We start from the raw sequence: 23,718 nt of genomic DNA, 5'->3' as shown, positions 1-23,718 counted from the left end.
AATCCGCGACACGTACCGCCACCTGCCATTAAGCAATACCTATCAGGCCTTCAGATATCTATGCAGCGATACCGTGGATGCAACCACAGACAGCAATACCGCTCCAAGAACCAGAATCGGCGAAATCCAAAGTACTGTCATCTGATTCACATACGGAATCCATTTCACGGAAGTCGCAAGCCAATCAGTGACGAACACCTTCACCAATACCGAAAGCGTGGCGCAAGACAGCAGCGAACCCACCAACGACGCGACCACACCTTCCAGAACGAACGGCAATCTAATCGTCCAGTTCGAAGCACCCACCAAACGCATGATTTCCGTTTCGGTTTTGCGAGACGCCGCAGACATGCGAATCGTGGTGCCGGTCAGCATAATGGCAACAACCACCATCACCGCGGCCAATGCGGCGGTCGCAATGGTAGCGCGGTTCAGCACGGCAAAAACCGGCTCGAAAATCTGCCGTTGGTCACTGACGGTATCGACGCCTTCCTTGCCGGAAAGCACTTCGGAAACCACCTGGTATTTTTCAGGATTCTTGAGTTTGAGCCACAATGAATCCTGCATGTCATCGGCAGTAAGCGTACGCCCCTGATATTCGCCGTTCGGATATTGCTTGAGGAAGGTGTCGTTATAGAAATCTTCCTTGCTGACGAAGGTGATCTGCGAAACATCATCGGCAAGCTCATTGCGGATGGTTTGCTGCAAGTCGTTGATCTGTGCCTGCGTCGCGGCGGTTCCCGCAGTGCAGTTCACGGATTGGCTGGTGCCGTCGGGGCACATCCACACCACCACTTCGACCTTGGAATACCAATCGCCTTTGGCTTTGGTGATCTGCGCCTGGGTAAGCACCGACGCTCCGATGAAAAGGAATGAGATGAAGGTAACGAGCATCACCGAAAGCAGCATGGGCACGTTACGCTTGAGGCTGCTCCAGGTTTCGGAAAGAATGAAACGCAAACGCATCAGTCGTTCTCCTTGTTTTCGGACGTTTCATGCTGTTCGGCGGATTGTTCTGCGCAGTTCGCTTCGTCATCGTCAGTTGCCGCGGGAACGGCAGGAGGGGCCGGAGGCGCTGGCGGCACGGGAGGCATAGGCGGTGCCGGAGGCGCAGGAACCGTTGGCTCCGCCGGCTGCTCGTTTTCATCCGCGTTTCCTGCTTCGACACTTGTTTCAGACGAAACGATAGTGGCATCGGCATTGGATTCGCTCTGGGAAAGTGCAGACGAATCAGCTTGTTCCTGTTCGGCAAGTTCCTCGATCTTCAGCCCCTTGCCCCAGGTCAGCGTGGTCTCCACCGGGGCGAACGCCTCTCCGTAACGGCCGGTGCGACCGGAATGCACGGAATTGGCAAGTCGCGCAATGCCCGCATCTCCATTGCCACTGTGGATGGCAGCGGCTACTGCATCGACCGCATTCGCCGCGGTTTCGGCTCGCGTCGCACCTTCCACATCCACCGTCCCATCGGAAGCATCGGACACGACCAAACCGCTTGGCGCACGGTATTTCGCGTCGGCATCGCCACCATTCAGCGCCTGATGCGATTTGGATTCCACTTCGGCATCCGGGAAGTACAGTGCGGAATCGTAGGATCCCTGCTGCTCGTCACGCACGATTTTGCCGGTATGCAGTTCGACCACGCGCTTGCGCATGGAGTTGACGATTTCCTCATTATGTGTGGCCATGACGACGGTAGTGCCGGTGCGGTTGATGGCGTCAAGCACTTCCATAATGCCTAACGATGTGGTCGGATCAAGGTTTCCGGTAGGCTCATCGGCCAGCAGAATCTGCGGATGGTTCACATACGCTCGCGCGATGGCCACACGCTGCGCCTCACCGCCGGAAAGCTCATGCGGGTAGCTGTCCTCCTTGCCGGTGAGTCCAACCGTCTGCAGCACTTTTGGCACCAACGATTTGATGGTAGAACGGCTTGTGCCGATCACTTCAAGTGCAAATGCCACATTCTCCCACACCGTTTTGTTGTTCAACAGCTTGTAATCTTGGAAGATGAAGCCGATGGAACGACGATAATGAGGCACCTGCCGTGCGGACAGGCGTCGCAAATCGTTGCCTGCGATGCGGATTTCGCCGTCCGTGGCCTCCTCTTCACGCAGCAACAGGCTCAGCAATGTGGTTTTGCCAGAACCCGATGCGCCTACGAGGAACACGAAATCCCCTCGATTGATGTCGAGATTGATATCATCCAACGCAGGCCTGGTGCCTTTTGGATACACCTTGCTCACATGCTCAAGTGAAATCAGCGCCATCGTCGTACCCCTCCACTATGTGCTGTTCTGATTACGGTAATCGCGGCTTTTAGGCTTCCGCTTCTTCCGCAGCCTCGCGACGCTGTTCATGACGCCAGCGGATACCAGCTTCGATGAACGCGTCGATGTCACCGTCGAACACGGCCTGGGTCTGCGAGGTCTCATAGCCAGTGCGCAGATCCTTGACCATCTGATACGGATGCAGCACGTAGGAGCGCATCTGATCACCCCAGCTGGCCTTGATGTCGCCGGCGAGTTCCTTCTTCTTCTTGGCTTCCTCTTCGTGGCGCAGCACCAACAGTCGGGACTGCAGCACGGCCATGGCCGCGGCACGATTCTGAATCTGCGAGCGCTCATCCTGCATGGTCACCACGATGCCGGTCGGAATGTGGGTGATGCGCACCGCGGAATACGTGGTGTTCACGCCCTGACCGCCAGGACCGGAAGAACAGTAGGTATCAACACGGATTTCGGAATCAGGAACGTCGATATGATCGGTCGCTTCGACAAGCGGCACCACTTCCACAGCTGCGAAGCTGGTCTGACGGCGGCCCTGGTTGTCGAATGGGGAGATGCGCACCAGACGGTGGGTGCCGCCTTCCACGCTCATGCGACCATACGCATAGGGGGCATCCACCTGGAAGGTGGCGGACTTGATGCCCGCCTCTTCCGCATAGGATGTATCCATGACCTTGGCCTTGTAGCCGTTGCGTTCCGCCCAACGCAGGTACATGCGCAACAGCATCTGTGCGAAGTCGGCCGCATCCACGCCGCCGGCACCGGAGCGAATGGTCACCACTGCGGAACGTTCGTCGTATTCGCCGTCAAGCAGGGTCTGGATTTCCATGTCAGCCAGATCGTTCTGAATGCTTTCGACTTCGGACCGCGCTTCCGCCAACGTGTCGGCGTCGTCTTCTTCCTGTCCCAATTCCACGAGCGTCTCGACGTCGTCGATACGCTGGATTGCGGAGGCGAGACGCTTCAGCTGGGACTGCACCGCGGAAAGCTTGCTGGTCACCTTCTGCGCGTTTTCAGGGTCATCCCACAGTCCCGGTTCGGCCGCCTGCACTTCAAGATCCTTGGCCTGTGCGGTCAGTCGGTCGACGTCAAGCGCCTTGGAAATCGATTCGTATTTGGCGCGTGCTTCGCCGATTGCTTGGGAAAAATCAAATTCTGCCATCGTTTACACCATACATTTCTTTATGCGTTCTTTATATTCTGTCATGGAGCCTCATACGGCTTTCGCACAATCCTCAATTTTCCGCATGCCCACATGCTCGCTCCCACCCTGCCGAACCGCGAACCAGTCTCGTTACGTATGGGAATGCAGACCCGGGGAGGATCGTACCAGACCAAGGGCGTCAAAGACCTGCGTAGATAGCAGGAATCACCAGACTCAGCAGCATCGCCGCGGCAATGACGATGCACACCGCTCGCACCAAAGTGCGGCGGCGGCGCTCTCGCTGCTCGCGTTCGCTTCTGTAGTCACTCATGGGGCACCAGTATAGGCAACACCTTCTACTTATCGACTTACGGCATTTTTGACGCAGTCTCGTATTTCATGCGCGGAAATCATGCACTAATCATTCGAAAACGTGAACGAATCATTTATGGTAGGGCTCTCCGGCATTGATTTTGTACGCACGATAGATCTGTTCCAACAAAATAACGCGCATTAACTGATGCGGGAACGTCATTTTGGAGAAGCTCAGCAGGTAGTCCGCCCGTTTCAAAATCGTTGGATCGAGTCCGAGCGAGCCGCCGATGATGAGTTGGATATGACTTGTGCCGTGCAGCCCGAGACCATCGATTTTCCGCGCAAGTTCCTCGCTGGTCAGCTGATGGCCTTCGATGGCGAGCGCGATGACGAACGCATCGTCACGTATATGCTTGGCGATGCGTTCGCCTTCCTTAGCTTTGATTTGCCGTTCAACTCCCTCACTGGCATGCTCAGGCGTTTTCTCGTCGGCCACTTCGACGATGTCAAGCTTGCAGTATCGGCTGAGTCGTTTCGAATATTCGGCGATGGCGTCGCGCAGATATTTTTCCTTGACTTTACCGACGGTGATAAGGGAGATTTTCATGGCTTGTTTTTTAGTTCTTGTGCAGTTTTTCGTTCAGTTCGATACCGGTCTTGCGATAGCGCGCTTCGATACGGCCGGACACCGAGTTGCGGATGAACAGAATGTTGTCTTTGCCGGAAAGGTCGGCACCCTTGACGGTCTCGAGCGGTTCTCCCGCTACGACCTTGGCCTTGTCGTAGATGGTTACCTTGGTACCGGCGGTCACATACAGGCCGGCTTCAACCACGCAGTTGTCGCCGAGGGAGATGCCGATGCCCGCGTTCGCGCCGAGCAGCGAATGCTCGCCGATGGAGTTCTTGAGCTTGCCGCCACCGGACAGGGTGCCCATGATGGATGCGCCGCCGCCGATGTCGGAACCGTTGCCGACCACAACGCCTTGGGAGACTCGGCCTTCCACCATGGAAACGCCGAGCGTGCCAGCGTTAAAGTTCACGAAGCCGGCATGCATGACGGTGGTACCTTCGGAAAGGTGGGCGCCCAAACGCACGCGGTCGGCATCGCCGATACGCACGCCGGTCGGCACCACATAGTCGACCATGCGCGGGAACTTGTCGATCGACAGCACGTTCACGTCGGCCTTCGGCAAGCCCGGAGCGCTCTGGTTGGCAGCGGCCATCACATCGAGCTTGCGCAGAGCGAAATCCTCGACCGCGAACGGTCCATAGTTGGTCCACACCACATTGTTGAGGGCCGCGAAAATACCGTCCAGGTTCAGTGTGTTCGGCTTGGCCAGACGCATGCTCAGCAAGTGCAGACGCAGGTAGGCGTCGGCGGCATCTTCGATTGGCTCGTCAAGCTTCGATACGGTGAACACCGGAATGCGGCGTACGCCGCGCGCGTCCGCTCCCTCATGGGCGAGGTTGTCGAAATTGTGGTTCGGGCGGGCCACTTCCTCCGGCGCCTCACCAAGCTTCAATTCCGGATACCAAACATCCAGAGTATTGCCGGCCGCGTCCACGCTGGCCAGACCCCAACCCCACGCAGTGCGCTGATCGGTCATTCTTCGCTCCTTCACAATAGTGATTGCATTACTTGCACGTTTCCGTGCAATACTTTAGCCGCAGGGCTTGGCGAAAGGCATCACGATTCCATGAAACAGCGAAAAAGCAACTATCGACGGTCGATCGGAACATAATCGCGTTCGGTGTAACCGGTGTACACCTGACGGGGGCGACCGATCTTGGTGTTCGGATCGGCAAGCATCTCACGATATTGCGCAATCCAACCGGGAATGCGTCCCAATGCGAACAATGTGGTGAACATCGACGGATCGAACCCGATCGCACGGTAGATCAATCCCGTGTAGAAGTCGACATTCGGATACAGGTGACGAGACACGAAATACTCGTCATTCAGCGCGATCTTCTCCAATTCCGTGGCGACATCGAACAATGCACGCTCATCGGCAGGCAGTTTCAACGTATCCGCACGTTCCATGATCTTCTGCAGATACGTCTTGGCGATCGCCGCACGAGGATCATACGATTTGTACACTCGGTGACCAAGGCCGGAAATGCGCTGACCACTGGTTTTGGCGTCTTCCACGAATTCCTTGACGGTTTTACCCGAATCGCGAATGGCTTTGAGCTGACGCAGCACTGCCTCATTCGCACCGCCATGCAATGGGCCCGAAAGCGCGTTGATGCCTGCGGCGACCGCGGAATACAGGTTGGCGTGGGCGGAACCGGCGATACGCACCACGGACGTGGAGCAGTTCTGCTCATGATCGGCATGGATGATCAGCAGTCGGCCGAGCGCGTGCACGTACAGCGGATCGGAGTCGAACGGCTCGTACGGCACCGCGAAGCACATGCGCAGAAAATCGTCCACGTAACCGCGCGAATAATCCGGGTAAAGCATCGGCTCATCACGACGACGGCGGAAAATGTAGCTGACGATGGTTCGCGCCTTCGCCATGATAATGGTCGCAGCTTCATCAAGCTGGTCGGAATCGTTGATATCCGTAGTATCCGGGTAGAAGGTGGCGAGCGCGTTGACCGCGGACGCCATCACGCTCATCGGATGCGCAGTACGCGGGAAGGAGCCCATGAAGGTGCGGAAATCCTCCCCCACCATCGTACGATGGTTGATGTCGGAAATGAAACGGTCGTACTGCTCCCGATTCGGCAGTTCGCCGTGGCGCAACAGCCATGCGACCTCAAGGAAGTCGGATTGCTCGCACAGTTGCTCGATCGGGTATCCACGGTAGCGCAGAATCGAGTTCTTGCCGTCGATGTAGGTGATTTTCGATTCGCATTGCGCGGTCGTCAGAAATCCGGGGTCAAGCGTGACCCAGCCATCATTACGCAGCGTTGATACCACGATGCCGTCCGCGCCTGCCGTGGCTTCGACCACCGGCAGGGTGAAGTCTTTGGATTCCACACTCAGATTGGCTGTGGCCATGCTTGCACGCTCCTTAACCGTCACAATCGTTCGGAAGTATCGAACACTATATGGCATCCGCGTTTCCAAGCATGGTTTCGTCTCAAAATCAATCGATTGACATTCGATCCCTCATTCCCGTATAACGAATAATCAGTTTTCCCGTGCGAAATTACGCATATAAAAAGCCGATGTCTAGAATTGCAAAAGAATTCCAGACATCGGCTTCGCCTGATGAATTTCGTTAGTCCACTACGAAATCACAACGTTTTCGCCAACCACTGATCACTTGTCGCGAACGGTGAGAATCACCGGACCATTATCGGTAATGGCAATGGTGTGCTCGCTGTGCGCGCCACGGGAACCATCGGAGCTCTTCAGCGTCCAACCATCCTTCGGATCCTGGTAAATCTCGTCGGTGGTCTTGAGGAACCACGGTTCGATAGCGATGACCAGGCCCGAACGCAGCTTGTAGCCGTGGTGGGCGCGGCCATCGTTCGGCACGTGCGGATCGCCGTGCATGATACGGCCGACGCCGTGACCGCCGAATTCAAGGTTAATCGGATAACCGTATTCGCGGGCCACATCGCCGACGGCCGCGGAAACATCACCCAGACGGTTGCCCGGCTGTGCGGCGGCGATACCGGCTTCCAAAGCCTCTTCGGTGCACTTGATCAGACGTAGATCCTCAGGATCCTTATGCTCGCCTACCACAAAACTGATGGCGGAATCGGCAACCCAACCGTCGACGTTAATCGCCAGATCGAGGCTGACCAGATCGCCGTCTTTCAGGTTGTAGTCGAACGGAACGCCATGCAGCACCGCATCGTTCACGGAAATGCAAATGTAGTGTGCGAACGGGCCGGTGCCAAAATCCGGAGCGTAGTCGACGTAGCAGGATTCGGCTCCCTTGCGATCGACGATGCGCTTGTGCACGAATTCGTCGATTTCCAGCAGATTGGTACCAACTTTGGTGAATTCCTTGAGATCACGCAGAATACCGCCGACGAAACGGCCGGCCGGCTTCATCTCTTCGATCTCTTTCGGTGTTTTCAGTTCAATCATGCTTATAACCCTACTTCGTACGCCCTACAGTGCATGCGTTTCTTGCGATCAGGCAATCGCGTCTTGCATATGGAATTGCATAATGACGATTATTCGTTTCGGATACACTGTTTTGTCATCAAAGATGGATAGTGTGAAGTCATGAGTACCACTTTGAATTCGGGTATTGATCCGGCATCGTTCTCCGCCGTGACCGGCCCTGCGCAAGATCTGTTCCGCTATGTCAACGGCCCGTGGATCGACATGTATCGCCTTCCTGACGACCGTTCCCGTTATGGTTCGTTCGACAAGCTCGCCGAAGACGCCGAAAACCAGATTCGTGAGATTCTCGAGGACGATGACTGCCCTGCCGAGAAGTCCCACGCCCTGTATGCAAGCTTCCTTGATGTCGATACCATCAACGCTTCCGGGCTCGCCGCCATCGAACGCCAGCTTGAGGCCATTGATGCCGCTGCCAGCAAAACCGAACTCACCCGCGCTTTGGGCGCGATGAATCCGGCTGGCGGCCCTGACTTGATTGGCATTGCCGTATATGGCGATCCCGGCGCTCCCGAAACCAACATCATCCATGTTGAGCAGGCCGGTTTGGGTCTGCCCGATGAAGCGTATTACCGTGAAGACCACTATGCGCCGATTCGCGAAGCGTACGTCGATATGGTGGCCAAGCAGCTCAAGAACGCGAAGCTTGCCGCCGATAGCGAGCAAGCCGAAGCCGATGCCAAGCGTTTCCTCGATGTTGAGACGCGTATCGCCGCGAACCATTGGGACAATGTAGCCACCCGTGATTCGGTGAAGACCTATAATCCCACTGATTATGCGGAATTGAGCGGCATGCTTGCCGATTATGATTTCGACGCATGGATCGAATCTTGGCAGTCCGCATATGATCAGACTTCCGCAGCGCAGGTGCAACCGCTTGATTTCCGCGGTGTTTTCAACCGTGTAGTGGTGCATGAGCCGAGCTTCCTCACCGGTCTTAACGCGTTCTGGAAGACCGCGGACCTTGATGATCTCAAGCTGTGGGCTCGCGTGCATGTGATCATCGGATCCACATTGGAGCTGCCGCACGAATTCGATGAGACGAATTTCGAATTCTATGGCAAGACGTTGTCTGGCCAGAAGCAGCAGCGTGTGCGCTGGAAGCGTGGCGTTTCGTTGGTCAACGGCATTTGCGGCGAGGATGTGGGCCGCGAATATGTGAAGAGGCACTTCCCCGAGTCGTCGAAGCAACGCATGGAACAGCTGGTCGGCAATCTGATCGACGCCTACCGCATGTCCATCTCCAGTTCTGCCTGGCTTGGCGAGGAAACCAAGCAGAAGGCGTTGGAGAAGCTCTCCAAGTTCGTGCCGAAGATCGGTTACACGAACCATTGGCGTGACTATTCCGCGCTTGACGTACATGAGGATGCCGGTTTCGCCGAGAACATGCGTGCCGCCAACCTGTATGAGACCGGCTACCAGTTAGCCAAGGTCGGCAAGAGCGTTGACAAGGACGAATGGCTGATGAATCCACAGACGGTGAACGCCTACTATGAGCCGACCATGAACGTGATCGTGTTCCCGGCCGCCATTCTGCAGCCGCCGTTCTTCGATCCGAACGCCGAAGACGCCGCAAATTACGGTGGTATCGGCGCGGTGATCGGTCATGAGATCGGCCACGGTTTCGACGATCAGGGCGCCCAGTATGACGGCGACGGCAAGCTCAACGATTGGTGGACCGAAGAAGACAAAGCCAATTTCAAACAGCTCACGCAGAAGCTCATCGACCAGTACAACGCATTCGTACCGACTCAGCTCGCCGAAAAGTACGCCGATGATCCCACCCAGGCTCCGCATGTGAACGGCGCGCTGACCATCGGCGAGAACATCGGCGACTTAAGTGGCGTGAACATCGCACTCAAGGCGTACTCGTTCGCCCTTGACGAGGCAGCCGGCCGTGAGAAGAACGGATCCATGGACGCAATTGAGGATTCGCTGGCTGAAGCGCCGCAAATCGACGGTTTCACCGGATTGCAGCGTTTCTTCCTCAGCTATGCATCCATCTGGCGCACCAAGAATCGTGACGAGCTGGCGGAGCAGTATCTGCAGATCGACCCGCATTCCCCCGCTGAATGCCGCACGAACGGCATCGCACGCAACGTTGACCTGTTCTACAAGGCGTTCGATGTGAAGCCTGAGGACGGCATGTGGCTTGATCCCGATCAGCGCGTGCGCATCTGGTAGCGAGCCGCATCATCAGTAGGCAATCGTCGCCAATCGTACAAGGCATTGATGCCTCCTAATGTATGTCGCCGCCGAATTCTTCGGGATCTCCCGAGAATTCGGCGGCTTCGTCATCTTCGGGAACCACTATCTCAACCGGAGCCACGCTGCCATGTCTTGCGAACGGGTCGACTCCTACTTGAGGTTCCATGCCCTTCGTTTCCGGTTGGGCTTGGTCGTTTGGCTTGACGAACTTGCGCAACGTAGTGACGCCACGGTTGAGGTCATGTCCTGCCGCGCTGGCTTCCAGCACAATGCGCGACTGCGGTTTACCATTCATATCGGTCCATGTTTCCGTGGCAAGCGAACCCATTACAATAACCGGTTCGCCTTTCTTCAACGATTGGCAGATGTTTTCGGATAGATTCCGGTACGCTTTCACCGTGATCCACGTGGTGGGAAGATCTTTCCATTGCTGTGTGCGATTGTCGAAATACCGTCTGGTGCTTGCCATTCTGAACGAGCTGGCATGAGGCATGCCATCCTTGTTGAATTGCGTGGGATTGGCGCCCACATATCCGGTGATGGTGATGAGAGCTTGCTGTTGTGCCATGATCGGCCCTTTCTGTCGCTTTGGTAAATAAAGGGGCCGCGGAAAGCACCGATGAAGGTGCGAAAGCAACGTGCAGTCGGAGAAATGGGTTGCGAGAGAGGGGCTCTGCACGCCTTTCCGCTTCCTTGCGTTTCCGCGGTAGAACCACTATCACCGATTCGACCATACTGACACAAGCGCAACCGACAAATGTGGATAAAGGACGCCGTTTCGGGCGAGTCGTGGATAGTCGGTGGATAAATTTCACTTATCCACAGCAATGTACTGTCGATATGTGCATGTTTTCCGCAAAATCATGCTTCCGTCTATCTGTTTTCTAGATAAAAAAAAACGGAAGACTATGGAACATCCATAATCTCCCGTTTATATATGCTGAAATAATCGGAAAAAAGATTATTACCTCAGCAGTGCGGCGACACGGTCGGCGATCACCTGAGCGGCGTCGGCAACAGGCACGGCTTCGGCGTTCTCGCCATTGCGGTCACGCACTTCGATGGTGCCATTGTTGACAGTGTCACGGCCTGCGACGGCGACCAGCGGCACACCGATAAGCTCGGCATCCTTGAATTTGACGCCCGGGGAAACCTTCTTGCGGTCATCGAAGATCACTTCGATGCCCTTGGCTTCCAGCTCGGCGATCAGTTGCTCGGCGGCTTCGAATGCGGCCGCATCCTTGCCGGTGGCCACCACATGCACCTGGGCGGGAGCGATGATGGCCGGCCATGCCAAGCCCTTCTCGTCATGGTGGGTTTCGGCGATGCAAGCCATCACACGAGACACGCCAATGCCGTAGGAGCCCATCCACACCGGCACGGTCTTGCCGTTCTGGTCAAGCACCTTCAGGCCGAGCGCGTTGGAATACTTCAGACCGAGCTGGAACACCTGACCGATTTCCACACCGCGTTCGAAGCTCAGCGGGCCGGAACCGTCCGGGCTCATGTCGCCGTGGCGAACCTGCACGGCCTCCACCACGCCGTCGGCCTCAAAGTCACGGCCATACACGAGATCGTAGTAGTCAACACCGGCTTCATCAGCGCCGGTGAACCATGCGGAGCCGCGGGCGATATGCGCGTCGATAAGGTAACGCAACGCTTCGCCGGTTTCGTTGGCGTTTTCGGCCTTTTCACCGCCGCGAGCCTGCGGGCCAAACGCCATCGGGCCGATATAGCCCTTGACGAGTTCCGGATGCTTCTTCAGATCCTCGTCGGTGGCCTCTTCGATTTCAGCCGGAGTGAACTGCGCTTCAAGACGCTTCATGTCGACGGTACGATCGCCAGGCACGCCGACAACCACCAGTTCGCGCCACGGCTCGTCATGATCGTCATCCTGCGGATGCATCACGGCGATTACCACATTCTTCAGAATATCGGAAGCCTCCCACGCGCGGCCGTCGGAACGCGGATGGTTGGCGTTGGCGAATTCAACCATCTGATCGATGGTTTCAGCATTCGGCGTCGGACGCTTTTCAGCGGTCGGAGTGTTGCTGAAGTCGATGGCTTCCGGTTCCGGAGTGGTCAGCGCCTCAACATTCCAAGCCTTGCCGCTCGGAGACTGGGCGAAGGTGTCTTCGCCGATTTCCATCGGAGCAAGGAACTCTTCGGATTCGAAACCGCCCATCGGGCCGGCCATGGCGTGCACCGGCACATACTTCAAATCGAGACGGTTGAAAATACGCTCATAGGCGCCACGCTCGTCCATATACGCCTTGACAAGACCTTCCTTGTCGAGCGTGAAGGAGTAGGCGTCCTTCATGATGAATTCACGGCCACGGATCAGGCCTGCACGCGGACGGAATTCGTCACGATACTTGGTCTGAATCTGGTAGAGGGTAACCGGCAGATCCTTGTAGGAGGAGTACAGGTCCTTGACCAGCAAGGTGAACATTTCCTCATGGGTCGGTGCCAGCAGGTAGTCGGCCTCATGACGATCCTTCAAACGGAAGATGTTGTCGCCATACTCTTCCCAACGATGGGTGGCCTCATACGGCTCACGCGGCAGCAGACCGGAGAAGTGAACTTCCTGGGCGTCGATCGAAGCCATTTCCTCACGGATGATGTTTTCGATCTTGTTCAGAACATTCAGGCCCAGCGGCAGCCAGGTCCAAATACCCGGAGCGGCCTTGCGCAGGTAGCAGGCGCGCTGCAGAAGCTTATCCGATACGACATCTGCATCGGCGGGATCCTCACGCAGAGTGCGCAGGAACATGGTGGACATACGAAGTGCTTTAGTCATATGCCCAAAACTACTCAGGCAAGGGGACGTAAGCCTAATCCAGACACCCGTTCACCGATGTATGGCGATGCACGGACGGAACACAACAGTCATATCCGTCGAATCCCAAAAATCATCGTAAATGCCGAACAAGGCAATCGCCGCACTAGAACAGCGCATCCTGCGCGAACTCGTCATCGTCGGAGACTGCAGTCATCTGCTGGAACGCGGCGATGCCATCGTGAGCCAATGTATCGGACGCCTGTGCCGAGGAGAGACGCAACTCGCCGTCCAGGCGCACCGCATCGGGCGAAACCAAAAACATGCGTTCGTTCACACCGTTCAAATACAGGCCCTGCAGGCCTTCCACACGAGACAGCGCCACATACCCCATGCCGGGCGCGAAGGTGCGCCGCAAATCCATCACCGCACGGTCGAGCGTCATACCTTGCGATTTGTGGATGGTGATCGCCCACGCGCAGCGCAACGGCACTTGGTTGACGCTGGCGAGCACTGTGTCGCCGTCCATCATTTCCCAGCAATTCGGCTTCATGGTAACGATATTGCCGTTTTCAAATTCAACGATCGGCCATCCGCCCTTGTTTTCGGCGGCAAATCCGCGCACGGTGCCCAATGATCCGTTCACGAACTGGTGGTCGGTGTCGTTGCGTACGGCCATCACCGCGGCTCCGGTTTTGAGCTGCAAGCGTTCGGGGGCAAGCATGTTTTTCTTCAAACGTTCCACCAGATTGACCGGTCCTGCGGCTTCGGCGAAATATTCGTGCGGTTCCTCGTTGATTTCGAACAGGCGCATGTCGTTGAGCGTGTCCGCCTGCTTGTTGACGGGAAACAGATTGACGGCCTGCTGACCAGGTTCGGGGATTGCGCCCAGTCTGGTGAGGAGCACATTGCGATCGTCATCGTTCACGCAACCGTTGCGAATATCGGTCAATACGGTGAGCAGACTGCCGTCATCCTGACGATGCTGTTCGGTCAGGTAACAGATTGCGGGATTCAATTCCCGCCATACCAATGATTCGGTGACGAAACCATCTGGATTGAGTCCCGCTTTCGCATATCGTTCGCGGGAAGCCACGAATTCCGGGCTTGGCGTGACCAGATCGTGGTTGCGTCCACCCACACTCACTGGAGGAAGCTGGAAGAAATCGCCGGACAGCACCACTTGAAGCCCGCCGAACGGGCGTTGGTCACGTCGAATGATGCGGCACACCTGATCTACCATGTCGAACAGCCACGCATGCAGCATGGAAACCTCATCGATGATGAGAATGTCAGCGCCCTGCAGCTTACGTTTGCGTCGGGTACGTATGGTTTTGATCAGATTGTCGGTGAGCGCGTTGGCAAGTCCGACACCGCTCCATGAATGAATGGTCTGCCCGTTGATATGCGTGGCCGCGATACCGGTAGACGCCGTCACCGACACCGCAGCACCTTCGGCACGGGCCTGACGCACGAACTCATTGAGCACGTAAGTCTTGCCAGCACCCGGCGCACCCGTCAGAAAGACGCTCGCACCACTTTGCAGAATCGCCAATGCCTCAGCCTGCCGCATGCCGCACCGCCTTTCCTGTTCAATCGACCATCAATTCCGAAAAAACGGCTTCCTTACGCAATCAGCTTGTCGACAACCTGAAGCACCCCGTGATCGGCATTGGATGGAGCCACAAAATGCGCTGCTTGCTTCAACGCGGGGTGCGCATTGCCCATGGCGAACGACCACTCCCCTGCCGAAAGCATCTGCAGATCGTTGAGATAATCGCCGAATACCGCCGTTTGGGCCGCAGTGATGCCAAGCACGCGCTGCAACGCTTCGACGCCCTGCTTCTTATTGGTTGTGGCATTCATGATGTCGACCCACAGTTTGCCGGAAACCACCACCTGATAATCGTTTTTCAGTGGCGTCAGCTTTTCCGCGGCCATTGTTTCGGCATCGTCGAAATCGAGAATCGCCAGTTTGAGTATGGTGTCGCTTTCGCCGTTTGATGCGATTACATCTTCAAGCACGCTATGCAGATCGTCCACAATCTCCAGTGCCGCATAATATTTGCCGACTTCGTCAAGGAACGGCTTGTCCGTGCGCTGCACGTATGCCGTGCGCAGGCCACAAAGCACCAATCCCATATCGTATTCGCCAGCCGCGGCAGAAGCGTTCACCGTATCGATGGTCCAGCGGGTCACATCGGTATCGACGCCGTGCACTTCGGCGATATTACCGTCAATGGCCACGACATTGCCGTTTTCCGCGATATACGAAAGTTCGCCGCCGTCAAGCACCCGCGCCGCCTTATCGGCGAACATGGCACGCAAGGTAGCGTACTGGCGTCCGGACGCCGGCACGAATTCAACGCCTCGCGAGCGCAGCCGGGCAAGCATCGGCCAGAAACCTTGCGGAATCTCGCTATGCTCATCAAGCAGGGTGCCGTCCATATCGGCAACCACCAAGCGAATGTCTTGCGGGATTTCGATGCTGGTCCAATCGGCTGCGCTCACTGGAGTCCTTTCCATGTTTTCGTTGGAATATCAGGTTTTCCAACGATTGTGCGATATGCGGAATCAGTTGTTGTTCAAAATGCTGGTTGCCACGATCTGATCGGCGATCGCCTTGGCTTCGGCTGCGTCAGGACCGGGCGCCGCTGCCATGAACGCCTTACGGTAGTAACGCAGTTCATCCAAGGATTCGATGATGTCGGCGAGCGCGCGATGTCCACCGTTCTTCGGCGGACGGTTGCTGTATACGGCCGGATACCAGCGACGGGCAAGCTCTTTGAGCGTGCTCACGTCGATTACGCGGTAGTGCAGGTGTTCCATGAGGTTCGGCATGTAACGGTCGAGGAATTTTTTGTCTGATCCGATGGAGTTGCCTGCGAGCAGCGGCTTGACGCCGTCCGGGGTGAAGCGGGCCACGTATTCGGTGACTTTCCGTTCGGCCTCCTCGACGCTCAGGCCATTCTCCCATTCGTTGATGAGTCCGGAACGGGTGTGCATGGCACGCACGAAATCGTTCATATTGGCCACGGCCGCATCGGAAGGCTTGATCACGAAATCGATGCCTTCGTCGAGCACGTTGAGGTCGAAGTCCGTCGGCACTACGGAAATCTCGCACAGTTCGTCGTGGAAGATGTCAAGACCAGTCATTTCGCAGTCGATCCAGATCAGGCGTGAATCCTTCGCCGTGTATGTTTCACCGTCATGTGCGTCAACCATCTTGCCTCGTTTCCTTTGCGTGTGCGCGTGCCGCTCAGCACGCTTCAGCTGAACATTCGAAGATACCGCGAGGTAGGGAGATTGGAAAACCACGCACTGGGAAGTCATGCTTGTTTTTCGCGATTTGCTTCGTATATCAATGCCGCTACTTGGCGATAAGGCGACGTTCGGTGGTACCACGCAGCACAAGTGAGGTGAACATGATGGAATACGGTTCGTCAAGCGGTTTTCTTATATAAATATTCGCGTTGCAGATATGAATAAAGCCTCTTACTTTCGGTCTTTTCCGAGAAGTAAGAGGCTTTTACCGATTATTGATTACCGGAATTCAGCAATCACTGGCGACCGGAGTAGTTCGGAGCTTCGGCGGTCATGACGATGTCGTGCGGATGGGATTCGCGCAAGCCAGCGTCGGTGATACGGATGAAACGGCCACGTTCCGGCATTTCGGCGATATTGTGGGCGCCAATGTAGAACATGGACTGATGCAGGCCGCCGATCATCTGGTACAGCACTGCGTTCAGCGGTCCGCGGTACGGAACTTCGCCTTCGACACCTTCCGGAACGACCTTGTCGTTGGAGGTGACATCGGCCTGGAAATAGCGATCCTTGGAGTAGGACTTCTTGCCGCGCGGAGCCATGGCGCCGAGGGAGCCCATGCCACGGTACAGCTTGTATTGCTTGCCATGCAGCAGCACCTTCTCGCCCGGAGCTTCCTCGCAGCCTGCGAGGGTGCCACCGAGCATGACGGTGGATGCGCCGGCCACCAGAGCCTTGGCGATGTCGCCGGAATAGTGAATGCCACCGTCGGCGATGCAAGGCACGCCAGCAGCACGGCAGGCCTGGGCGGCCTCGTACACGGCGGTGAGCTGCGGAACGCCGACACCGGCCACCACGCGGGTGGTGCAGATGGAGCCTGGGCCCACGCCAACCTTGACTGCGTCGACGCCGGCGTCAATCATGGCCTGAGCGCCCTGACGGGTGGCCACATTACCACCGATGATGTCAACGCCCTTGAACGCGGAATCGGACTTCAGGCGGCGGATCATGTCGAGAGCCAGCTTGGCCTCACCGTTGGCGGTGTCGACCACGAGCACGTCCACGCCGGCTTCCATCAGAGCGGAAGCACGGTTGTAGGCGTCGCCCAGGAAGCCGATGCCCGCGGCGACGCGCAGACGACCCTGCTCATCCTTGGTGGCGTCCGGGTACTGCTCGGTCTTCACGAAGTCCTTCACGGTGATCAAGCCGGTGAGGTGGCCTTCATCGTCGACCAGCGGCAGCTTTTCGACCTTGTACTTGGCCAGCAGGTCGTGGGCGTCTTCCTTGGAGATGTTGGACGGACCGGTGATGAGGTTTTCGCGGGTCATGACCTCGGAAACCTTGAGGCGGTCGTAATCCTCGGATGCGATGAAACGCATGTCGCGGTTGGTGATGATGCCAACGAGCTTGTTGTCGTTGTCAACGACCGGCAGGCCGGAGATATGGAAACGGCCGCACAGCTTGTCGAGATCAGCCAGCGTCACATCCGGGCTGACAGTCAACGGATCGTTAATCATACCGGATTCGGAGCGCTTGACGATGTCGACCTGAGCGGCCTGGTCGTCGATAGAAAGATTGCGGTGCAGCACGCCGATGCCGCCATTACGAGCCATGGCGATGGCCATATCGGACTCGGTGACGGTGTCCATTGCGGCGGAAATCGCCGGGACCTTCATCGTGATGTTGCGGGTCAGATGGGTGGTCGTGTCCACTTCGGACGGAATGACATCCGTCTCGTTCGGCAGCAGCAGCACATCATCATAGGCGAGGCCAAGCTGTGCGAAAATCGGAGGAAGTGGAGCGTACGTGGAATCTGCATTCATATCAGGAATTGTAGCCATAGACCCACTATATGAACGTGGGCTGACTTACTGCGACACGGCAAAACCAACGTCAAACAAGGGTGTCGCAAAAGTCAACCAATACCGTCAGGCAAAGCGTTTAATCAGTTTTTTTACCGCGCTTCTACGACCGTACTGACGCATGCCTGCTGCCGTCCGCAGCATCCTCTTCCAGCATTTCAGGAATCCTATGCTTTAAATACGGATACATGGTGGCGACGGTCAATACCACAGCCGCAATCAGAAATCCGATAAGCACATACTGTGCTTTGAAAAACAACGTCATAATCGAACCGAAAGCGATCAGCGCTGCCCAACCCCACAGAATCAACACGGCCCCCTGCACAGAATGCCCGATACGCAACATGCGATGATGCAGGTGCATACGGTCCGGATGCATTGGCGACTGCCCCTTACGCAAGCGGCGCACAATCGCAAGACACATGTCGAGGATCGGCAGGAACAATACCAGAATCGGCAGCAGAATCGGCATGAACACCGGCAGATAGATGCTGGCATGAATGCTGGCGGGATCAAGACGACCGGTCATCACAATCGAAGCGCAGGTGATCAGATAGCCAAGCAGCATGGAACCGGAGTCCCCCATGAACAGCTTCGCCGGATGCCAGTTATGCAGCAGAAAGCCCACGCACATGCCAACCATGGCAATGTCGATCAGCGTCGCCATCGAAGCGTATGAGGGCGAATTGCGGGCGATGATGTACGAATAAATGGCGAACGCAATGCCGCCGATCGCCACAATGCCCGACGACAAGCCATCCAAACCATCCACGAAATTGACCGCATTGATGGACGCGACGATCAAAAACGCGGTGATGGCCATCGACAGGCTCGGCGATGCCGTCACCAACGAACCAAGCGGAAGCGAAATGATCTGCAAGCCGCCCCATGCCACAAACACGGAAATCAGCAACTGGCCGGCAAGTTTGAGCATCCAATCAAGATCCCACAAATCATCGGCCATGCCCAGCAGACTGATCATAACTGCGCCGGCGAGAATCACCCACGCCTGCTGCGATTGCGCAAACAATCCCTGAATGAACGGAATGCGGGATGCGAACAGCATCGACACGGTGAAGCCGATCAACATGCCCAAACCGCCCAGTCGCGGGGTTGGAATGGTGTGCACGTCTCTCGCGCGCACTTCGCCGACCGCGCCGATTTCAATGGCGATATGGCGAATCAGCGGCGTAATCAGATAGGTGACGCCACCAGCAATCGCAGCAATGAACAGGTAAATTCTCATACGCCCAAAGCACCGCCATTCAACGTCAAGGCCTTTCGGATAACCGGCTCGCGAATCACTCCCTCCCGAAGAATCGCAATGCCGTCACGCCCATGAGGATCAGCCGCCACAACTGTGGAAGCCACATGACCGGGGGTCGCTCCCCCATCCAAGTACAGATCCACAGCATCACCGAGCGCTGCGACGGCTTCCTGAACCGTCTGCGCGCTTTCCTCGCCAGAACGATTGGCGCTGGTGGCAGCCAGCGGACCTGTGGCACGAAGGATCCGCAAAGCGACCGCGGAATTAGGAATACGGACGCCTTGCGTGGCCCTGCCCGTTGACGGATCATGCCGCAAAGTGGCAAGTGAGCAATTGCTTTCCGCTTCCGCTATCGGCGAAAACGCACCCGGCATGAACATGGCCGCCAAACGATTAAGCGGCACCGGCAGCGTCAAATGCAGTTTCTCCAAGCTTTCGATGGACGGCAGCAACACCTGCAGCGATTTGTATTTCGGACGATTCTTGGCAGCGAACACCTTGCGAATCACTTCGATATTGCGCGGATCACAGGCTACTCCATACACAGTGTCCGTAGGAATGACCACCAATCCGCCATCATGGATGATTTCAACGGCCCGGGCAAGGGATTCGTCGTTTACTGTGCAAATCTCGCTCATGACACCTCCCTTTCCAATCAACTCACCTATTGTAAAGCATGGAACGCGGATGCGGTCGAATAAGGCGAATCGACGCGTGTGTTCGGCACGAAACGTCGCAAAATGGACCAATCACGACGCAATGAAAAAAAAAACGACGATTCACCGGCCCATTGCAACGCAAATAAGACCGGAAACGGCATAAAAAATCCGCCGGCCGGAATTATTTCTGATTCCAGCCGACGGAACAAGACGGACACTGTCTCAGGCGCCCAGATACGCCTTGCGCACCTGCTCGTTGTTCAGCAGCTCTTTGGCGTCGCCTTCCATCGTGATACGGCCGGTTTCCAGCACGTATGCACGGTCTGCAATCGACAGCGCCATCTTGGCATTCTGCTCAACCAGCAGAATCGTGATGCCCTGCTCGTGCAGTTTGCGGATGATGGAGAAGATCTCCTTGACGAGCTTCGGGGACAGACCCATGGACGGTTCGTCCATGAGGATCGTCTTCGGATGGCTCATCAGCGCGCGGCCCATCGCGAGCATTTGCTGCTCGCCGCCGGACAGTGTGCCGGCCTTTTGGTTGCGACGTTCCTTCAGACGCGGGAACAGACCGTAGACCATGTCAAGATCCCTCTTAAGGCTCGACTGGTCCTTCAGGCTGAACGCGCCCATTTCGAGGTTCTCCTCAACGCTCATGCGCGTAAAGACGTGACGGCCTTCGGGAATGTGAGCCATGCCGAGGGTCACGATTTTGTTGCTGTGGGTTTTCAGCAAGTCCACGCCGTTGTACATCACGGAACCGGATTTAGCCGGCACCAGACCGGTGATGGTGTGCAGCGTGGTGGTTTTGCCCGCGCCGTTCGCACCGATCAAGGACACGATCTCGCCATCCTTCACGGTGAAACTGATGCCCTTGACGGCTTCGATGGCACCGTACGAAACGGAAAGGTTCTTGACTTCCAGCATCAGGCTTCCTCCTCGCTTTCGTCATCTTCGTCATCGGAACCAAGGTATGCGGAAATGACCTGCGGATTGTTGGCAATCTCATCCGGCGTGCCGGCTGCGATGGTGCGTCCGTAGTCGAGCACCTGGATGCGCTGGCAGACGTTCATCACCAAGCTCATGTCATGTTCGATTAGCAGGATGGCGATGCCGAAACGGTCGCGGATGGTGTTGATGCAGTTAAGCAGATCCTCAGTTTCTGTCGGATTCATGCCTGCGGCCGGTTCGTCGAGCAGAAGCAGCTTCATGCCGGTGGCAAGGGCGCGTGCGATTTCCAGCTTGCGCTGGGCGCCGTACGGCAGATTCGCGGCTTCGGTTTCCGCCAGACCTTCCAATCCGAAGATCTTGAGCAGGTCGATGGCTTTGGCGTGCATTTCGCGTTCCTGCTTCCAGAATTTCGGCGTGCGGAAAATCGCGCCGCCCATGCGGTAGCTGAACGATTCGTTGAACGCGACCAGCACGTTCTCTTCCACCGTCATCTGACCGAACAGACGAATATTCTGGAAGGTTCTGGCGATTCCGGCACGCACTACCTGGTACGTCTTCTTGCCGTTCATGCGTTCGCCGTCCAGGAAGAACTCGCCTTCCGTAGGCTGGTACACGCCGGTCAGTAGGTTGAACACAGTGGTCTTGCCTGCGCCGTTCGGTCCAATCAGACCGATGAGCTCACCGGAGTTGATGGTCATGTTGAAGTCGGATACGGCCTTCAAGCCTCCAAAGGTGATGCCGAGATGCTCGGCCTTGAGGATGGGCTCACTCATGCCTTCGCCTCCTTGGTAGTGGTGACCGTCTCAGCAACCTTTTCAGCGGTTTCGACTTTTTCAGTCGTCTTCTTAGCGTTCTTGCCGGATTCCTTGGACGCCTTGACCTTTTCAACGGTTTCAGCCTGCTTCGGCTTGCCGTGTGCCTTGAACTTCATCGGGTAGAACAGCTTGTTGATGGTCTTGGTCAGGGAGAATTCCCAGTTGCCGAAGATGCCTTGCGGTCGGAAGATCATGATGAGCACCAGTGCCACCGAGTACACGAGCATGCGGTAGGTGGAGAAGGCGCGCAGCAATTCCGGAAGAATCGTCAGGCCGATGGCGGAGACGATGGAACCGGTCAGCGATCCCATACCGCCGAACACCACCATGATCACGTAATTGATCGACTGCAACCATCCGGCCATGGACGGATTCAACGAACCGATGTACTGCGCGAAGATGCCACCGGCGATGCCTGCGAAGAACGCGGAAATCGCAAATACGAGCACCTTCATGTAAGTGATGTTGATGCCGGATGCGCTGGCCGCGATCTCGTCGTCGCGGATAGCCTTGACGGCACGTCCGTAACGGGAGCGGGCAAACATGAACAGCAGTACAACGGTGACGACGGTAATCCAGAACACGACATACAGGTTGGCGAGACGGTCGATGCCGATCAACGCCTGTCCTGCGGCACCCTTGTCGAGACCCATGCCGCCGGCAACCTTCAGGTTCTGGATGATCACGCGGATGATCTCACCGAAGCCAAGCGTGATGATGGCGAGGTAATCACCATGCAGACGCAATGCAGGGATGCCAACCAGAATACCGAAAATGCAGGCGATTACACCACCGACGAGGGTGGTAAGCAGGAATCGCAAAGTCGGATCCATCGCAACGCCATTGGCGACGAGCAGCTTACTCAGCAAAGCAGCGGAATACGCGCCGATTGCCTCGAAACCGCAGCAGCCTAACGTAAGCTGGCCGAGCACGCCGATAGTGAGGTTCAGCGAAGTGGTCATGATGATGGCGATGCAGATGGTCATCATGATGCCTTTGATATAGGCGCTGGCCATGCCGGATTCGCATACGCCCATCAGTATGCCGAACAGCACGACCACGCCAATCGCGCACATCAGATAGGACTGTTTGGTGGAAAGCATTGATTTCTTCATGGGATCACACCTTCTCTGTTTCCGGTTCGCCCATCAGGCCGGATGGCTTGACCAGGAGCACGATGATGAGGATACCGAACACGATGGCGTCGGAGAACGCGGACGTGATCACACCTCCGGTGATGGTGCCGATATACGCCTTGGTCAGGCTTTCGACCACGCCGATCACCAGACCGCCGACCATAGCGCCCGGAATGGAGCCGATACCACCGAGCACGGCCGCGACGAATGCCTTCAGGCCCAGCATCGCGCCCATCATCGGAGACACCTGCGGATAGGAAATGCAGTACATAAGCGCCGCCACCGCAGCCAGGCCGGAACCGATGGCGAAGGTCAGCGTGATGGTGGAGTTCACGTTGATGCCCATCAGAATCGACGCTTCTTTATCTTCGGAAACCGCACGCATGGCCTTGCCCTGCTTGGTGTGGGAGACGAACAGCTGCAGCGCGACCATGATGATGACGCCGAGCGCGATGGTGATGATGGTCGCGCCGTCGATCTTCAGCTTGCCGAGCGACAGCGTCGGAATCTGGATGATCGTTGGCACAGTCTGGTAATCGGCGCCGAAGATGGCCTGGGAGCCATTCTCCAGCAACAGGCTCATGGCGATTGCGGTGATGAGGGCCGTCATGCTGTTGCCCTTCTCACGCACCGGCTTGTATGCGGCCCTCTCCACGATGACGCCTACCGCCACGCACATGAGGATCGCAGGAATGACGGCCACCCATGCGGGCAGGCCGAACGCGACGATTGCCGGAATGGTAAGCATCAGCACATATGCGCCGACCATGATGAAATCGCCGTGCGCGAAGTTGATCAAACGAATGATGCCGTACACCATGGTGTAGCCAAGTGCCACAAGCGAGTACACGCTACCAATCTTCAAACCATTGAAGATCTGGCTGATGAACATGATGATCTGATCGCCCATCATTCCTCCTTTCAAAAATTTGTCTGCCGT

At 56.6% G+C, this 23,718-nt stretch carries 21 protein-coding genes; 1 reads left to right on the top strand and 20 read right to left on the bottom strand.

Features of this window, described 5'->3' with window-relative positions:
• Nucleotides 1–42: 42 nt before the first annotated feature.
• The 8 genes from ftsX to map all read right to left on the bottom strand — a co-directional run bounded on the left by ftsX (nt 43) and on the right by map (nt 7,798).
• Nucleotides 43–966 (bottom strand): permease-like cell division protein FtsX, encoded by a 924-nt coding sequence (gene ftsX / locus NBH13_RS04270; protein WP_144090758.1) that lies wholly within the window; start codon nt 964–966, stop codon nt 43–45.
• On the bottom strand, nt 966–2,267 hold the full coding sequence (gene ftsE, locus NBH13_RS04265) for a cell division ATP-binding protein FtsE (RefSeq protein ID WP_099570864.1): 1,302 nt from the start codon (nt 2,265–2,267) through the stop codon (nt 966–968). Before ftsE ends, ftsX begins: the two co-directional genes overlap by 1 nt.
• A 49-nt stretch (nt 2,268–2,316) precedes the next feature.
• Nucleotides 2,317–3,447: a peptide chain release factor 2 gene (gene prfB, locus NBH13_RS04260; RefSeq protein ID WP_099570865.1), complete on the bottom strand. Its 1,131-nt coding sequence runs from the start codon at nt 3,445–3,447 to the stop codon at nt 2,317–2,319.
• 181 nt (nt 3,448–3,628) lie between these two features.
• On the bottom strand, nt 3,629–3,760 hold the full coding sequence (locus NBH13_RS08675) for a hypothetical protein (protein ID WP_003835721.1): 132 nt from the start codon (nt 3,758–3,760) through the stop codon (nt 3,629–3,631).
• A 111-nt stretch (nt 3,761–3,871) separates the two neighbouring features.
• Nucleotides 3,872–4,351, bottom strand: coding sequence for a 23S rRNA (pseudouridine(1915)-N(3))-methyltransferase RlmH (gene rlmH, locus NBH13_RS04255; protein ID WP_099570866.1), 480 nt, complete (start codon nt 4,349–4,351; stop codon nt 3,872–3,874).
• A 10-nt stretch (nt 4,352–4,361) separates the two neighbouring features.
• Nucleotides 4,362–5,351, bottom strand: a complete 990-nt coding sequence (dapD, locus tag NBH13_RS04250) for a 2,3,4,5-tetrahydropyridine-2,6-dicarboxylate N-succinyltransferase (RefSeq protein WP_144170868.1) — start codon at nt 5,349–5,351, stop codon at nt 4,362–4,364.
• 110 nt (nt 5,352–5,461) lie between these two features.
• Nucleotides 5,462–6,754, bottom strand: coding sequence for a citrate synthase (locus NBH13_RS04245; RefSeq protein WP_099570868.1), 1,293 nt, complete (start codon nt 6,752–6,754; stop codon nt 5,462–5,464).
• 264 nt (nt 6,755–7,018) lie between these two features.
• On the bottom strand, nt 7,019–7,798 hold the full coding sequence (map, locus tag NBH13_RS04240; RefSeq protein WP_099570869.1) for a type I methionyl aminopeptidase: 780 nt from the start codon (nt 7,796–7,798) through the stop codon (nt 7,019–7,021).
• A gap of 141 nt (nt 7,799–7,939) precedes the next feature.
• Between map and NBH13_RS04235 the strand changes: the two genes are divergently transcribed.
• A complete protein-coding gene (locus NBH13_RS04235) occupies nt 7,940–10,021 on the top strand; it encodes a M13 family metallopeptidase (RefSeq protein WP_099594752.1) in 2,082 nt (693 codons plus the stop codon).
• 55 nt (nt 10,022–10,076) lie between these two features.
• Here NBH13_RS04235 and NBH13_RS04230 read toward each other — a convergent pair whose 3' ends face one another.
• The 12 genes from NBH13_RS04230 to NBH13_RS04175 all read right to left on the bottom strand — a co-directional run bounded on the left by NBH13_RS04230 (nt 10,077) and on the right by NBH13_RS04175 (nt 23,688).
• Nucleotides 10,077–10,613, bottom strand: a complete 537-nt coding sequence (locus NBH13_RS04230) for a single-stranded DNA-binding protein (protein WP_099570871.1) — start codon at nt 10,611–10,613, stop codon at nt 10,077–10,079.
• Nucleotides 10,614–11,009: 396 nt separating this feature from the next.
• Nucleotides 11,010–12,845, bottom strand: coding sequence for a proline--tRNA ligase (locus tag NBH13_RS04225; RefSeq protein WP_099570872.1), 1,836 nt, complete (start codon nt 12,843–12,845; stop codon nt 11,010–11,012).
• 145 nt (nt 12,846–12,990) lie between these two features.
• Nucleotides 12,991–14,397: a PIF1 family DEAD/DEAH box helicase gene (locus tag NBH13_RS04220; RefSeq protein WP_250779100.1), complete on the bottom strand. Its 1,407-nt coding sequence runs from the start codon at nt 14,395–14,397 to the stop codon at nt 12,991–12,993.
• Between the two features lie 53 nt (nt 14,398–14,450).
• Nucleotides 14,451–15,350 (bottom strand): Cof-type HAD-IIB family hydrolase, encoded by a 900-nt coding sequence (locus NBH13_RS04215; protein WP_099570874.1) that lies wholly within the window; start codon nt 15,348–15,350, stop codon nt 14,451–14,453.
• A 48-nt stretch (nt 15,351–15,398) separates the two neighbouring features.
• Complete coding sequence (gene orn / locus NBH13_RS04210) at nt 15,399–16,049, bottom strand: oligoribonuclease (RefSeq protein ID WP_099570875.1); 651 nt, start codon at nt 16,047–16,049, stop codon at nt 15,399–15,401.
• Between the two features lie 335 nt (nt 16,050–16,384).
• Entirely contained in the window at nt 16,385–17,929 is a 1,545-nt protein-coding gene (gene guaB / locus NBH13_RS04205; RefSeq protein WP_003835694.1) for an IMP dehydrogenase, read from the bottom strand.
• Nucleotides 17,930–18,053: 124 nt separating this feature from the next.
• Nucleotides 18,054–19,196, bottom strand: coding sequence for an MraY family glycosyltransferase (locus NBH13_RS04200; protein WP_099570876.1), 1,143 nt, complete (start codon nt 19,194–19,196; stop codon nt 18,054–18,056).
• Complete coding sequence (locus NBH13_RS04195; protein ID WP_099570877.1) at nt 19,193–19,855, bottom strand: L-threonylcarbamoyladenylate synthase; 663 nt, start codon at nt 19,853–19,855, stop codon at nt 19,193–19,195. The genes NBH13_RS04200 and NBH13_RS04195 overlap by 4 nt, the downstream gene beginning before the upstream one ends.
• Nucleotides 19,856–20,098: 243 nt before the next feature.
• Nucleotides 20,099–20,803 (bottom strand): ABC transporter ATP-binding protein, encoded by a 705-nt coding sequence (locus NBH13_RS04190; protein WP_099570878.1) that lies wholly within the window; start codon nt 20,801–20,803, stop codon nt 20,099–20,101.
• Complete coding sequence (locus tag NBH13_RS04185; protein ID WP_033500921.1) at nt 20,803–21,600, bottom strand: ABC transporter ATP-binding protein; 798 nt, start codon at nt 21,598–21,600, stop codon at nt 20,803–20,805. Before NBH13_RS04185 ends, NBH13_RS04190 begins: the two co-directional genes overlap by 1 nt.
• Entirely contained in the window at nt 21,597–22,757 is a 1,161-nt protein-coding gene (locus tag NBH13_RS04180; RefSeq protein WP_003835686.1) for a branched-chain amino acid ABC transporter permease, read from the bottom strand. Before NBH13_RS04180 ends, NBH13_RS04185 begins: the two co-directional genes overlap by 4 nt.
• 4 nt (nt 22,758–22,761) lie before the next feature.
• Complete coding sequence (locus tag NBH13_RS04175; protein ID WP_099570879.1) at nt 22,762–23,688, bottom strand: branched-chain amino acid ABC transporter permease; 927 nt, start codon at nt 23,686–23,688, stop codon at nt 22,762–22,764.
• Nucleotides 23,689–23,718 lie beyond the last annotated feature (30 nt).

It is taken from the genome of Bifidobacterium intestinale (assembly GCF_023656765.1).
Classification (GTDB): domain Bacteria; phylum Actinomycetota; class Actinomycetes; order Actinomycetales; family Bifidobacteriaceae; genus Bifidobacterium; species Bifidobacterium hominis.
The sequence above is the reverse complement of the archived record's forward strand: the minus strand, read 5'-3'. Positions and strand labels throughout refer to the sequence as shown.